Origin of the sequence: Halalkalicoccus sp. CG83 (assembly GCF_037081715.1) — an archaeon.
Taxonomy (GTDB): domain Archaea; phylum Halobacteriota; class Halobacteria; order Halobacteriales; family Halalkalicoccaceae; genus Halalkalicoccus; species Halalkalicoccus ordinarius.
Map to the genome: position 1 here is coordinate 22,881 of NZ_JAZDDH010000001.1, position 14,648 is coordinate 37,528.

Genomic DNA, 14,648 nt, shown 5'->3' on the forward strand with positions numbered 1-14,648 from the left:
AGAAATTATAATGATTGTTCAGGCAATAATTGACGGTATGGTAACGCGTGAGCGGCTCCTGGCGATCACCCTTACCCTGATCATGGTCACGGCCGCGGGCTGTGCGGGCTGGGGCACCGACAGTCCGGCGGATGATCAGGATCAGGGCAACGGTGACGAGTTAGAGGATGCGGATGGGGAGGGACAGGCCGATGGAGGGAACGGGAGTGACGGTTCCAGTGGTGGCGCTACCGCTAGCGATGGAGATGGTTCCCGGGATTCGAGTTCGAGCGATACGGGCACCGATTCTGGAGATACCGAGGCGAACACCGACACTACTGACGAGGGTTCTGACGCGGCCAGCGGAGGGGAGGATGAGAGCGCTAATGAAACCGGTTCAACGGAGGACGGTGACTCTGATTCCAGCACCGATACGGACGGCGATAGCGATAGCGGCGACAGCGACAGTGGCACCGGAGACGGGGACACCGACCAGGGCAACGAGTACGAGGACACCGTTGAAGAGACCGAGCGCACGCTGAAGGTAACGGTCGTCGACGAAGACGGCGACCCGATTGAAGGCGCGTCGGTCCACGCAACCGGGCCGGTCCTCTCGAACGGCGTCGCTCACGAACCGGCCGGCGAAACGAACGTTGACGGCATCGCCACGCTGACGGCCTACGACGGCGAGTATGGCGTAGAAGCCCAGCATGACGGCACCACGACGGACGAGAAGACGGTCATCGTCGACGGCGATACGGAGGCGACGATCACGATCGATACGAGTCCCGACGAGGATTCCGGCAAGGAGACCCACCCGCTGACGGTTACGGTCCTGAACCCCGATGGCGACCCGGTCGAGGGGCTGTCCGTCGATCTCACCACCTACAATGAGGGCGAGCCAGTCGCGACAGCGACGACCGACGAGAACGGGCAGGTGACGTTCGAGGTCGAGCCGGGTGACTACGAGCTCGTCCCTGACGTCTCGGACTCCGAGTATACGGACAACGGTACCCATCCCGTCGCCGTCACTGAGGATACGGAGTATACGATGAAGCTCGTATCACCGCCGGGCGACGACGGCGGTGACGGTGACGCCGGCGACGATGACGCACCCTACGGCACGCTGACAGCCACGGTCGAGGACAGCGACGGCGAGACCGTCGAGGGCGTCGAAGTCATCGGGATCGGCCCGGAGGGTGAAATCCACTCCGCCACCACTGACGCGAACGGCCAGGCGACGTTCGATCTGAGCGACGGGAAGTACACGTACTACGTCTCCACGGACGGTACCGAATACGCCGACTCATCCGAGGAGGAGATCACCATGGACGGCAGCGATCAGTCGATCACGCTGACCGTCCAGGCCGACAACGATGACGAGACGAACACGTTGACGGTCAACCTCGCGAATGATGACGTAGACGGCGTCGAGATCGAAGTATGGCGCGCGGTATCGGGCGACGGGGATTCCAACCGCGTGACGAAGGAAAGCGAGAACGGTCAGGCGACGTTCGAGCGTGAACCCGGCCATTACTACGCCGATGCTGAGGGCTACGTCGGGACGCTGGCCCCGGTCGACGTGACGAAAGATATTGAAATCACACTGCAAAACGAGTCCGGTGCGACCGTTCCGGTCAAAGTCACTGATGCGGAGACCGGCGATCCGATCGCGGGCGCCGAGATCGGCGGAATCTGCCACCTGAACTACAGCACTGGAGAAGTACCCATTACCGGCACGACCGACGAGGACGGTGTCGCCCAGGCCCACGCTGACGTGACGCCCGCCTGGTGCACTGGCGTCCGGATCTCAGCGGACGGCTACGAGGACGCCCACGCGGATATCAACGTTCCCACGGAGGAGACCGTCACCGTCGAACTGACGCCCGAGCAGGACGGTGGCGAAGAACAGTACCGACTGGGCGTAAACGCGCTCGGCCACGAGAATACGGGTAGCAAAGGGATCACGGTAGTCGTGCAGGATGAGGAAACGACGATGACGGTCGCCATTGAGAGAGGTGCGACGCTCGAGAAGGAGAGCAACATCGTCGAGGTGACTGCGATGACGGCGGTCGCACGGGACTCGCGGACGAGCCTCGCTGCGGTCGTGACCTGAATCTAAACGCGGTGTGTTATACAACCTGATTAACCATTGCACTCAATGAGATTCGAGACAAACGTTCACACATGTACTTCGAGCTCCCGAAACCAGCGCGGTCGCCGCTGTCGAGGGTGCTTGGCTGGATGCTGGTGTTACTGGTGTTGGCAGGCGCTGTCGGCTTGTTGATCATGCTCGCGTGACTCAGTCGCAACGGTCCGACCGGTACCGAGTTCGGATGGGGATGAACTCAAACACCGAAAACAGCAGGTAGAAGGTTGGATTCTGAGGGTTTCCTGTAAGCCAAGGGCCGGATTTGAACCGGCGATGGGCGGCTCTGCAGGCCGCTGCGTTAGGCCGGACTCTGCCACCTTGGCACGGTCGTCACTATTCGATTTGCGGTCATAAGGATAGCGGTCCGCGATAGCTGTGGCTATCCGTTCTACATGAAGAAAACCCCCGACAGCGGATGCTGTCGAGGGTTATGAGGTATGAATGGTAGGCGGCGAACCACCAGTTGCGAGCCGTTGTAACGGACTGGTCTCGGGTTCCACCGGGACGGACCCTGCGTGTACTTCCGATTGCAGTCCTGGGCTCGTACTTGGCCCCTCTTGCGAGGCAGTTTTCCCAGAGGCTCGCGCACTCCAGTACTCGCTGGAACGCTGGCGGGCTTATCTGCCGTGTTCGGGATGGGTACGGGAGTTGCCCCGCCGCTATGGCCGCCTTAATGCCGATCGACGGAATCGAACCGTCGTACGCCGACATCGGTGTGACCGATCGGATCTGCCGTTGTGTACGTGCGATTCAGTTTACGCCTGGATCCGTTTACCTGGTGTGGTGACGGATTCATGCGGTATGACTGTGTGGCTTCGACCTGTTAGTGCTCGCGGGCTTAACGCCTCGTTGCCTCGGCGCGCACACCCCGAGTCTATCGAACTCGTCTTCTACGAGTGGCCTCAACGGTACCTCTTTTCCAGGTGGGTTTCGAGCTTAGATGCTTTCAGCTCTTACCCCGTGTCACGTAGCTGCCCGGCACGTGCCCTCTCGGACAACCGGTACACCAGTGGTGACCAATCGTAGTTCCTCTCGTACTATACGATCGTTCCTGTCAGGTACCAAAACACCCCCAATAGATAGCAGCCGACCTGTCTCACGACGGTCTAAACCCAGCTCACGACCTCCTTTAATAGGCGAACAACCTCACCCTTGCCCGCTTCTGCACGGGCAGGATGGAGGGAACCGACATCGAGGTAGCAAGCCACCCGGTCGATATGTGCTCTTGCGGGTGACGACTCTGTTATCCCTAAGGTAGCTTTTCTGTCAGCAATCGCCCGCATCAAGCAGGCTGATTGGTTCGCTAGACCACACTTTCGTGTCAGCGTCCCGTGTTATGAAGGACACTGTCAGGCTTCCTTATGCTCTTACGCTCTTTTCCGGGTGTCTGACCCGGATGAGGAAACCTTGGGGCGCGCTCGATATCTTTTCGAGCGCGTACCGCCCCAGTCAAACTGCCCGGCTACCGGTGTCCTCCTCCCGGAGTGAGGGTCGCAGTCACCATCGGGTAGTATTTCAATGATGCCTCGGCGACGCGCTGGCGCGCGCACCTGTGTAGCGGCTCCTACCTATGCTGCACAATGGCGACCACGTCCCAGCGACAGCCTGCAGTAAAGCTCTATAGGGTCTTCGCTTCCCCTTGGGGGTCTCCAGACTCCGCACTGGAACGTACAGTTCACCGGGCCCAACGTTGGGACAGTGGCGCTCTCGTTCATCCATTCATGCAAGCCGCTACTAAAGCGGCAAGGTACTACGCTACCTTAAGAGGGTCATAGTTACCCCCGCCGTTAACGGGTCCTTCGTCCCATTGTACTGGGTGTTCAGATACCCGCACTGGGCAGGATTCAGTGACCGTACGAGTCCTTTCGGATTTGCGGTCACCTATGTTTTTACTAAACAGTCGGAGCGCCCGAGTCACTGCGACCTGCCCCTCCACAGGGCAGGCATCCCTTATCGCGAACTTACGGGACTAACTTGCCGAATTCCCTAACGTCGGTTGCTCCCGACAGGCCTTGGCTTTCGCCGCCATGAGTACCTGTGTCGGATCTCGGTACGATCGTCGTACTCGGTTTTTCACGGGCTCCAGGTTGGACCAACTTTCGCTGTCCCGCCGTTCATCCGCTTCGTGCCATTACGGCTTCCACGGATTTTGACGGTTCGACCGGGCGAGTGCCCGGCTTGGTCGGCCCCGAAGCGTCACCTTTGGGTGTACGACGGTACTGGAATATTAACCAGTTTCCCGTTTGTCCCCTTCGAACTACGGGGGGACTTAGGATCGACTAACCCTCGGCTGATCAGCATTGCCGAGGAACCCTTACTCATTCGGCCGTCGGGGTTCTCACCCGACTAACGCTGCTACTATGACCAGGATTTTCGTCACCGATCGGTCCACGCGAGCTCTCGCCCGAGCTTCCACCCAATCGGAGTGCCAGTCTACACGATTACGCTGTGAGGCGCACGGCCAGGTCTCGGTGGTGAACTTGAGCCCCGATCATTTTCGGCGCTCCGAACCTCGGCCGGTAAGCTGTTACGCTTTTCTTAGAGGGTAGCTGCTTCTAAGCTCACCTCCCGGCTGTCTAGGGCTCGGAACCACCTTCAATCGCACTTAGTTCACACTTGGGGACCTTAACCCGGCTCTGGGTTGTCTCCCTCACGGTATACAGGCTTACCCCGCACACCGGATTCCCTCCGTCGACGGCGTCCGTAGGTTCGGAGTTTGACAGGGGGGCGCACTCCTCTCGGAGTGCGGTCCCCCAATCGGTCGCTCTACCCCACGAACTACCTCGGGAGAGGTCATGCTTCGACATGTTTCGACTGGAACCAGCTGTTTCCGGACTCGATGGGCCTTTCACCCCTATACGCAGATCACGGGAGGGTATTGTAAGACACCAACCCTAACAGGCTTCCACATGGCTTTCGCCATGCTTCACCTTGTCCGCGCATAGATCGTCCGGTTTCGGGTCGTGTCGGTCTGACTCCCCGCACTTGAATACGGCGGCCCTCGCGCAAAGCGCTGCGGCCATGTTGGTTTCCCTACGCCTTCCCCGGTTCTCGGGTTAGACTCGCCAAACAGACACACTCCCTGGTTCGTTTTTCAAAACGTACGACGGAACTTCGGCTCCTCTCGAGTCCTACTGCGGGCTCGCGCCCGGTTCGTTATTCGAGAGGCCTTTCAAGCCCCGTCGTTCTATCGCCAACTGATTTCAGGCTCTATTTCAGCTCCCTTCTGAGGGTGCTTTTCAGCGTTCGCTCACGCTACTTGTTCGCTATCGGTCTCGAGTAGTGTTTAGTCTTGGCCGTAGATGCCGGCCATATTCACGAGGGAAATCCAACCCCCGATACTCTGGAGCTGACGCACGTCGTACTGGTCTGTGTTACGGGGCTGTCACCCTGTATCGCGCTCCGTTCCAGGAGACTTCACACAGACGGTCGGACGATGGGAGTCAGTCCGAACACCACATTGCCCGTGAGGGCTTCGGTTTGGACTGGGTCGCTTTCACTCGCCGTTACTCACGATATCCCGTTCGGTTTCTCTTCCTGCCGGTACTGAGATGTTTCAGTTCTCGGCGTTCCCCATTGCGCAAGGCAATTGCGAGAGGATTCCTATTCGGAGATCCCTGGTTCTTAGCCTCCATGCGGCTCCCCAGGGCTTATCGCAGCTTGGCACGTCCTTCGTCGGCACTCGAGCCGAGCCATTCACCAGCTGGCACAGTAGCCACGCTGGAATTCGTCACTGTGACCCGGTAAACGGATCCAGTGGACGTCTGAATCGCACGTACATACGGCGTCATCCGCACGCCCGCAGGTTCTACGGTGCGTGCATCAACCCTTCCCACCCGCGTTTGCACGGGGTGGTGCATCGGTCGTTCGGATTAGATCGAAGGGCCGTCTCCCACTTAAGGGACACGGTTTCGATCTAATCCGGACATGGACCCACTGGGATTCGAACCCAGGGCATCCTCCTTGCAAAGGAGGCACTCTACCGCTGAGCTATGGGCCCGTCCCTCTCGGGAGGGTGTTAGCCTTGGTAGTTCAAAGGTGTCCGACCGGTTCACGAGACGATCGTCGAACTACGGACCGCGTTGCCTAAGGTGGGTCGGGGCGTCGCCCCGATCCCGATCAGTAGGAGGTGATCCAGCCGCAGATTCCCCTACGGCTACCTTGTTACGACTTAAGCCCCCTTGCGAAGCCCAGATTCGACCGTCGTGCGACGGCCTCATCCGGACCTCACTCGGGTGCTTTGACGGGCGGTGTGTGCAAGGAGCAGGGACGTATTCACCGCGCCCTTCTGAGACGCGATTACTACCGAATCCAGCTTCATGCGGGCGAGTTTCAGCCCGCAATCCGAACTACGATCGAGTTTAGGAGATTAGCGCCTCCTCTCGGAGTGGCGTCCCACTGTCTCGACCATTGTAGCCCGCGTGTCGCCCAGCACATTCGGGGCATACTGACCTACCGTTGCCCGCTCCTTCCTCCGTGTTGGCCACGGCAGTCTCCCTAATGTACCCAGCTACCACAAGGGTACTGCTGGCAATTAAGGATGCGGGTCTCGCTCGTTGCCTGACTTAACAGGACGCCTCACGGTACGAGCTGACGGCGGCCATGCACCTCCTCTCAGTGGCTCCAGTAAGCTCATCACACTGACCTTCATCGCACACTGTCGGTGCTGGTGAGATGTCCGGCGTTGAGTCCAATTAAACCGCAGGCTCCTCCGGTTGTAGTGCTCCCCCGCCAATTCCTTTAAGTTTCATCCTTGCGGACGTACTTCCCAGGCGGCTCGCTTCTCGGCTTCCCTACGGCACAGCACTGGCTCGTAGCCAGTGCCACACCTAGCGAGCATCGTTTACAGCTAGGACTACCCGGGTATCTAATCCGGTTCGTGACCCTAGCTTTCGTCCCTCACTGTCGGATCCGTCTTCCCGAGGCGCTTTCGCCACCGGTGGTCCGGCCAGGATTACAGGATTTCACTCCTACCCCGGCCGTACCCCTCGGGTCTTCCGGTCCCAAGCCGACTGGTTTCCGCCGGACGTCCGCTCGTTGAGCGAGCGGATTTCCCGACGGACCTGTTCGGCCAGCTACGGACGCTTTAGGCCCAATAATATTGGCCATCACTCGAGCTGCCGGTATTACCGCGGCGGCTGGCACCGGTCTTGCCCAGCTCTTATTCCTGTACCACCTTACGGTACAGAAAAGCGAGGACTGTATGCCCTCGCACTTGGAGTCCCCTTATCGCACGTTCGTGCAGTGTAAAGGTTTCGCGCCTGCTGCGCCCCGTAGGGCCCGGTATCTTGTCTCAGATACCGTCTCCGGGCTCTTGCTCTCACAACCCGTACCGATTATCGGCACGGTGGGCCGTTACCCCACCGTCTACCTAATCGGCCGCAGCCACATCCTATGGCGCCGGAGCGTTTCGTGCTCTCTCCAGTTCCAGGATGAGAGCGGTATTCGGTATTAGCCTCAGTTTCCCGAGGTTATTCCGATCCATAGGGTAGTTTGGCCACGTGTTACGGAGCTATTCGCCACGGGTCTGAACCCGTGCGACTAGCATGGCTAAATCGGACTCCAATAGCAATGGCCTCCGGCAGGATCAACCGGAATGCTCCTGAGCACGAGGCTCAGGAAATAGGCGGGCACACCACGTGACGTGGTGTACACATTGCATGGTCCGTAGTTCGGTGATCAGATCGTGGACCGATCGGATGTCACCGAACTACCAAGGCTAACATCAGATCCCATCTGTACGGCGGACCGCAGGGGTGGAATCCTCATTTCCTTCGGACCTGATTGTTGGCGAGGAGGGTGTATAAACCCTTCGAAGCCCGGTCGGCTTCGAGGTCGTGCCCCCATGCCATCAGGTCCGCGACTGCGAGACGCGGTGAGCGTCCCGCGATCACTGTGTTTCTTTCTCCGCATCACATCCGAGTGCCCTTAACCACTTAAGGGCGTCGGATGCAGGTCGTCGCCGGAATCGCGTCCCGGCGTGGCCTCCTGCGGATCTGGCAGTAGGACGGGATCGAGGATAAACCCATCGATCCCGTTGAGGATCGCGGGCCTCGTCCAGTCCCATTCCGTCTTGCTTCGCATCACATCCGAGTGCCCTTAACCACTTAAGGGCGTCGGATGCAGGTCGTCGCCGGAATCGCGTCCCGGCGCCGCCTTCGTTGCGTATGATCCGAACGCCCTGATACTGATAAGGGCGTCGGACTCGGAGCGATTTCCGACGGAGTCGGAAACCGTCCCGCCGGGAGTCGCCCCGGCCATCGTTCGCATTCATTCCGATGGCAGGGGAACTGATAAGCACGTCGTTCCATCGACGCTTCGTCCATCGATATCACGGAACTCCGTCGCGCGTGTCGCGCGGGTGGAGGTCGAGGAGTCATCCCCGGCGTGGTGCCGACGGTCGCCTCGAGTGATCCCGCGCACGTGCCCGTGCGCTCGCGAAGACGGTAACTATGTCGAAGTACGCTGTCGCTGCCGGAGCCCCTACCCCACGGCGCGTTCGGCTACTCGTCGAGGTGTTCGATTCCCTGTTTCGAGACGTTGGCCTCGGTGATGTCGTCCGGCATCCAGTCAGGGCTGTCGTCGGGAGCCGTCTCCCGCCACGCCCAGCCCTCGTAGATGTGGACCTTGTCGGTCCCCTTCTCGCGCAGCTGGATCGTCGTTCGATCCGCCGACTCCTCGCTGGACGCGGGTTCGAGCCGCCGTGCGGCCTTCAGGGCGGCCTGTCGGGGGGTGTTACCCGAGAAGACGCTCTCCTCGTCGCCGCTGTCCTCGCGCAGTGCAAAGTTGCGTTTACCGTCTTCACGTACCATGGATTGACTCCGTGTCAGTGGAACACATCCCACATTATAAATATATCCCCCGAAACCGGCCGACTGCATACGGATCGGCGGTCGGGAGAGCACGCGATCGAGGGATCGCGCCGGTCGGTGGGGAGAAAACACTTATGTATGGCGTAGGGAAAACCAAGCGGTAGAGCATCTCGATGGTCCGGAAAAAGAAGCTGAGCCCGAGTGGTGCCAAGGACGACCAGGGCCAGTACCACAACGTACACCTCAATCTTCACGAGGACGAGCTAGCCGTCGCGGGGATGGACATCGGCGACGAGGTGTTCGTCCGGGTCCGCGAGGACAAGATCATCATCCAGAAGGCCGACAAGGACGAGGTCGAACACGATTTCTGAGGCCGGTACCGCCGGGATTCGACAGGAATGACCTTCTATGAGCGTCTCCGGCCGGCACTGTTTCGTCTCCCGGCCGAGACCGCACACTCGATCGCACAGACGGCGCTCTCGGTCGGCCAGCGGGACGTGGTCGCGAACCGACTCGAGAAGCGGTATCGAGTCGAGGACGACCGGCTCTCGGTCGACGTCCTCGACCGGCGGTTTCCCAACCCGGTCGGGGTCGCCGCCGGCTTCGACAAGAACGGTCGGTTCCCGCTCGCGCTGGCGGCGCTGGGCTTCGGCCACGTCGAGATCGGCGGCGTCACGGCCGATCCCCAGTCGGGCAACCCACGCCCCCGAATGTTCCGGCTGCCCGAGGACGAGGCGATCGTCAACCGAATGGGATTCAACAACGACGGGGCCGACCGGATCGGCAGTCGGCTCGCGAACGAACCCCTACCCGACGTCCCGATCGGGATCAACATCGGCAAATCGAAGGCAACGCCGCCGGAGCGTGCACCCGAGGACTACCGCTACACCTACCGGCGCGTCGCCGACCACGGCGACTTCTTCGTCGTCAACGTCTCGAGCCCCAACACGCCGGGGCTTCGCGATCTCCAGGGCGAAACGCGACTTCGGGGGATTCTGACGACACTCCAAGCCGCCGGTGCGAGTCCGCTACTGGTGAAGCTCTCACCGGATCTCGCGCCGGAGGCGATCGAGGACGCGATCGGCGTCGTCGAGGAGCTCGGACTCGACGGGGTCGTCGCGACCAACACGACCACCGACCGGCCGGAGACGCTGCGCGGTCGTCATCGCGACGAGGAGGGCGGGCTATCGGGTCGACCGATCGAGGCACGCTCGACCGGGACGATACGGTTCATCGCCGAGCGAACGGAGGTTCCGATCGTCGGCGTCGGCGGCGTCTTCGACGCGGCGGACGCCTACCGGAAGATCCGGGCAGGCGCGAGCCTGGTCCAGCTCTACACGGGGCTGGTCTACCGCGGGCCCTCGATCGCCCACGAGATCAACGAGGGACTGCTCGCGCTGTTGGAGCGCGACGGGTTCGACGCCGTGGAGGACGCCGTGGGTGCCGATCTCGACTGACTACCGTTCGGACTCGAGTTCGAAGTCGAGCTCCTCGAGCAGCGTCTCGGCCTCGGCGCGCTTCTCCTGGTGTTCCTCGAGGAACTCGCGCATGAGCCGGGCGGCCTGCTCCTTACAGTCGCCACAGAGGCGCTCACCGCCGACGCACTCGTCGTAGACCTCCTTTGCGAACCCGTCGTCGTCGCCCGCGAGCAGGTAGGCGTAGAGCTCGTAGACCGGACACTTGTCGGCCTCGCCGCCGAGCTCGCGCTGGAGCTCCGCGGTCTCTCGACCGGCCGTCGTCGCGGAGTTGACCTTATCGTAGCCCGTCTCGGGATCGTCGAGCAGGCTGATGTGGCTCGCGGGGATCGAGGAGGACATCTTCCCGCCGGTGAGCCCGGTCATGAAGCGGTGGTAGATCGACGAGGGCGCGCGGAAGCCGTAGCCGCCGTGGGCGAGTTCGACCTCGCGAGCGAGCTCCTCGGCCTCCTCCCGGGAGAGCTCGAAGCTGTCGATGTGGGCATCGTAGACGCGCTTCTCGCCCTCGACGGCCTCGATGAGCGCCTCGAACGCCTCGTCGGTCGCGTTACGATCCAGAAACCGGGTTCGGGGACGAAGCGGCTCCTTGCCGGCGGCGTGGAGCTTCTCGAGGGCTCCCTCGAGCGCGTCAACCGGATCGTCGACGTCCGCCTCCTCCAACCACTCGGCGGCGTTCACGCAGCGTACCGTCCCGTCCTCGACTTCCCCGTCGAGCGTCTCGTAGGCCCGACCGAGCAGGGCACGCTCGGCCGGCGTCGCCTCGAAGCTCGCGTACGCCTGGGTGACGCCGAAGTATCGCGTCCTGGCCGCGAGGTCGCGCGCGAACCGGACGTGGGGGTCCTGGTCCGGCCCCACCGGGATGACGGTCGGCTTCGGCTCGTCGATCTGGGGGTAGAGGATGTCGGCCATCTGCGTTACGACCGACTGCATGTGCGAGACGTCGGTCTCGCCGTCGAAGCCGTAGATCGCCTGGAGCTCGGAGAAGTTGGCCTCCGCACCGAGTTCGAACGCGAGGTCCTGCACGTCGCGGTTCGCCGACTGACGGTAGAGCTCGCCCTCGTCGGGATCGAACCCGAGCGCGAGCAGGCTCAGGAGGTAGTCGCGCGCGTGTTCGTCGATCTCGTCCCACGAGAGGCCGCGGGCGCTGTGGGCCTCGAGGTCGGCGATCAGTCCGTAGGCGTCCCCGCCGCGCTCCTGGTGCCAGATCAGCTCGTCGAAGACGAGCTTGTGGCCGATATGGGGGTCGCCAGTGGGCATGAATCCCGAGAGCGCGGCGAACGGCTCGTCCTCGCACATCGCCTCGAGGACGGGCCGGTAGTCGCGGTGGCCGAAGATCACGCCGCGGCGCATCAGGTAGTGCGGGCTCGGCACCTCGGGCAGGACCTCGTCGAACTCCTCGATGCCGAACTGTTCGAAGAGCTTCCGGTAGTCGGAGATGGCCGAGGAGCCCCACGGGTCGAGCGCGACGTCGTCACTAGCCGCGCCGCCGTCGGGAAGCACGCTCTTGGCACGTGCGTCTGATCGTCGATCGTCGTCCGGTTCCGCCGTTCCGGGGGCATCCGTATCGCGTGTCATTGTCAGATCGACCCGCAGAGAACCCAGGTCTACCTCACGGTCGGCCGGGACGGCGCAAAAAGGGTTCGCTTACCCCACCGTCCATCGGACGGCGGAGGTGCGTAGCCGGGCTACGGCGTGATCCGTCCGACCGTGAACCACTCGATCGCGTCGCCGGCGAGCGCGAACGTCATCTCCTTTCGGACGCCGTGGGCGAGGCGAACGTCGAGCGCGAGATCCCGCGGTGAGAAGACGTGATCAGACGGGAGCACGCGAACGAGGCGTTCGGAATGGCCCAGCTCGTCGACCGACTCGACGTCGCCGTAGACGCGGAAGTCGGCGCCGAACTTGAAGCCGGTCTTGGGGACGGTCCCGCGCTCGCGAAGGTCGGCGTAGACGGCGAGCCGACGGTCAAAGCGCGCGCCCTCGACCGTCCGGCCTCGATCGAGCACCGCCCCGTCGACGTCGAGGGTGCCGCGGCGCGCGAGGTAGGCCGCCTCGACCAGCGAGAGCTGAACGATGCCCCGGTCGCTCCGTCTGCCCGCGAGCGGCTGGCCGTAGAAACACTCGCCGAACAGGCGCTCGGGGGCGTCCCAGACGATCACCCGGTCGGCGATCAGCTCCCCCTCGATCGTCCCGTCCCCGAGCGTCGCCGAGTCGCCCTCGATCCCCGGACGCTCGACCTCGAAGTAGGTCACCTCGCTCTCCTCGTCGACGACGGCCAGAACCCCGGTCTCGAGCGCAGCCGCGCGAACGTCGGCGCGCTCGCCGACGACGCGAACCGTCGAGTACGGCTCGTCGTCCCAGGGACCCGAGCCACGTTCGTAGACCGCGAAGTCGGCGGCCGCGGGCGGGTCGTCGACCCAGTCCTCGCGCGCGGGCGAGAGATAGAACCCCCGTTCGCGGAGGTCGGCATAGACGAGGAAACGGACGGCGAAGCCCGGGTCCTCGATCCCGGTGACGAACGCCGCGAACTCCCGTTCCGTGCCGTCGACCTCGACGGCACCGAGATCCCCCCGATGGAGCAGGTGGGCGGCCTCGACCGGCGAGAGGAGGAGGTCGTTCCCCTCGAGCGGCCGGCCGTAGCCCCGCGAGTCGTAGTAGCGCTGGCGGGCGTCGCCGCCGACGCGGACGTCGCCGTCGACGAGTCTACCCCGTGGTCCATCCATGTCCGGGGGTTCGGCCCGCGGGCCAAAGGCTCACCGGTCGACCGCGCTGCAGGTCGCGTCGAGACAACGCCGCCCTCGCGGCGTCTCGAAGATCGGCAGTCCGCAGGGACAGTCGCCGTCGACGACGCCGTCCGGAACCACGTAACCGATCTCACAGTCGGGGTAGCTCTCGCAGCCGGCGAGCAGCCCGCCGCGACGGATGATCCGGAGGACGCCGCCGCAGTCCGGACAGTCCCACGCGCCGTCGAAGCGATCGCGGACGGCGTCGTCGAGCGACTCACAGGCACGATCGAGACAGAGCTCGAACGTCTCGCCCCGGGAGACGGCCATTCGCGGCAGACCGCACTCACAGCTCTCCTCGAGCACGCTCGCGCCGTCGGGCAGACCGTACTCCGCCGTGCAGCCGGGACACGAGACGCGACCGCCGGCCCGGACGAGCACGCGCGAACAATCGGGACAGTCCCCCACCGGAATCCCCGCCCTCGAACCGGGATAGCGCCCGAAGCCGTAGGCACTCTTCGACTCGACCCGCAGGGTTCGGTCGCCGGCGGTCGCGGTGACGGAGAAGCCCCCGTTGCTGGCGTGGGAGACGGTGTCGGCGCGGGTGAGCCACGCGACGGGCTGGTAGCCGTCGACGTCGTGGACGAGCACGGTGTTGTCGGGTTTGATCAGGACGACCACCTCGCCGCGGTGGGCCACCTCGTCGGCCTGGACGCGACAGTCGCCGGCGAGAACGTGGATGGCATCGGGTTCCGTCATGGCCCGGGTTGGCTCCGCCATCGGCGATAAACCTCCGTCCGTTGCAGTCGAAAGCGGGGGGAGTTTACCGGACGCGCTCGACCGACCGGTATGGACTGCGTGCTGTTCGATATGGACGGCGTGATGGTCGACTCGGAGGACTACTGGACCGAACTCCAACGCGAGGAGATCCTCCCGCAGACCGTCCCCGGCGAGGACGTCGAGGTCGAGGAGGTCACCGGGATGAACTACCGCGAGATCTACGACTACCTCGATGAGGAGTACGGGACCGCGCTCACGCGCGAGGAGTTCGTCGGGATCTTTGAGGACACCGCCGAGGAGCTCTACGGCGAGCGCGTCTCTCTGCTCGAGGGCCTTCACGAGCTGCTCGAGGAGCTCCACGAGCGGGACGTCCGGACCGCGCTCGTCTCCTCCTCGCCCCACGACTGGATCGACATCGTGCTCGAGCGCTTCGACCTCGAAGGGGAGTTCGACGCGGTGGTGAGCGCCGAGGACATCGACGGGCCCGGGAAGCCAGAGCCCGCCATCTTCGAGCACGCGGCCGGCGAGCTGGGCGTCTCGGCGGATCGGTGCGTCGCGGTCGAGGACTCGGAGAACGGCGTCGAGGCGGCCGCCCGGGCGGGGACGACCGTCGTCGCCTACCGGATCGACGCCCACGGCGACATCGACCTCTCGCCGGCGGACGCCGTCGCTGACGATCCGGACGAGTTGCGCGAGGCGATACTGGCGCGGACCGAGTAGTCGACGT

Annotated in this window: 8 protein-coding genes, 2 tRNA genes and 3 rRNA genes; 4 read left to right on the plus strand and 9 right to left on the minus strand. The window is 63.1% G+C overall.

Translation table 11 applies throughout. The features are described from left to right. Positions 1-37 precede the first annotated feature (37 nt). The gene (locus V0Z78_RS00130; RefSeq protein WP_336342594.1) at positions 38-2,095 is read left to right on the plus strand and encodes a carboxypeptidase-like regulatory domain-containing protein; all 2,058 of its coding nucleotides are present in this window, start codon (positions 38-40) and stop codon (positions 2,093-2,095) included. Positions 2,096-2,378: 283 nt separating this feature from the next. Here the strand turns inward: V0Z78_RS00130 and V0Z78_RS00135 are convergent. From V0Z78_RS00135 to V0Z78_RS00160, 6 genes are all read right to left on the minus strand, one after another. Further along, positions 2,379-2,454: transfer RNA gene (locus V0Z78_RS00135), tRNA-Cys, on the minus strand. Between the two features lie 231 nt (positions 2,455-2,685). Next, positions 2,686-2,804: ribosomal RNA gene (gene rrf / locus V0Z78_RS00140) — 5S ribosomal RNA — on the minus strand. Positions 2,805-2,935: 131 nt separating this feature from the next. Then, positions 2,936-5,855: ribosomal RNA gene (locus V0Z78_RS00145) — 23S ribosomal RNA — on the minus strand. Between the two features lie 204 nt (positions 5,856-6,059). Next, positions 6,060-6,131 (minus strand) — tRNA-Ala (locus V0Z78_RS00150). A 124-nt stretch (positions 6,132-6,255) separates the two neighbouring features. Further along, a 16S ribosomal RNA gene (locus tag V0Z78_RS00155) occupies positions 6,256-7,729 on the minus strand. Together the 16S, 23S and 5S rRNA genes with 2 tRNA genes alongside form the textbook arrangement of a ribosomal RNA operon. Positions 7,730-8,634: 905 nt before the next feature. Beyond that, entirely contained in the window at positions 8,635-8,943 is a 309-nt protein-coding gene (locus V0Z78_RS00160; RefSeq protein WP_336342595.1) for a non-histone chromosomal MC1 family protein, read from the minus strand. A gap of 173 nt (positions 8,944-9,116) precedes the next feature. Here V0Z78_RS00160 and V0Z78_RS00165 point away from each other — a divergent pair, with 173 nt between their 5' ends. Further along, a complete protein-coding gene (locus tag V0Z78_RS00165; RefSeq protein WP_008419196.1) occupies positions 9,117-9,314 on the plus strand; it encodes a hypothetical protein in 198 nt (65 codons plus the stop codon). Between the two features lie 27 nt (positions 9,315-9,341). After that, entirely contained in the window at positions 9,342-10,400 is a 1,059-nt protein-coding gene (locus V0Z78_RS00170) for a quinone-dependent dihydroorotate dehydrogenase (RefSeq protein ID WP_336342596.1), read from the plus strand. On the opposite strand, the gene V0Z78_RS00175 is transcribed toward V0Z78_RS00170, so the two are convergent. The 3 genes from V0Z78_RS00175 to V0Z78_RS00185 form a co-directional block, all read right to left on the minus strand. Next, the gene (locus V0Z78_RS00175; protein ID WP_336342597.1) at positions 10,401-11,993 is read right to left on the minus strand and encodes a tryptophan--tRNA ligase; all 1,593 of its coding nucleotides are present in this window, start codon (positions 11,991-11,993) and stop codon (positions 10,401-10,403) included. A 110-nt stretch (positions 11,994-12,103) separates the two neighbouring features. Continuing rightward, complete coding sequence (gene endA / locus V0Z78_RS00180) at positions 12,104-13,141, minus strand: tRNA-intron lyase (RefSeq protein ID WP_336342598.1); 1,038 nt, start codon at positions 13,139-13,141, stop codon at positions 12,104-12,106. Between the two features lie 30 nt (positions 13,142-13,171). Further along, a complete protein-coding gene (locus V0Z78_RS00185) occupies positions 13,172-13,900 on the minus strand; it encodes a DUF91 domain-containing protein (protein WP_336342599.1) in 729 nt (242 codons plus the stop codon). Positions 13,901-13,990: 90 nt separating this feature from the next. On the opposite strand from V0Z78_RS00185, the gene V0Z78_RS00190 reads away from it, so the two are divergent. Next, on the plus strand, positions 13,991-14,641 hold the full coding sequence (locus tag V0Z78_RS00190) for an HAD family hydrolase (RefSeq protein WP_336342600.1): 651 nt from the start codon (positions 13,991-13,993) through the stop codon (positions 14,639-14,641). Positions 14,642-14,648: the final 7 nt, after the last annotated feature.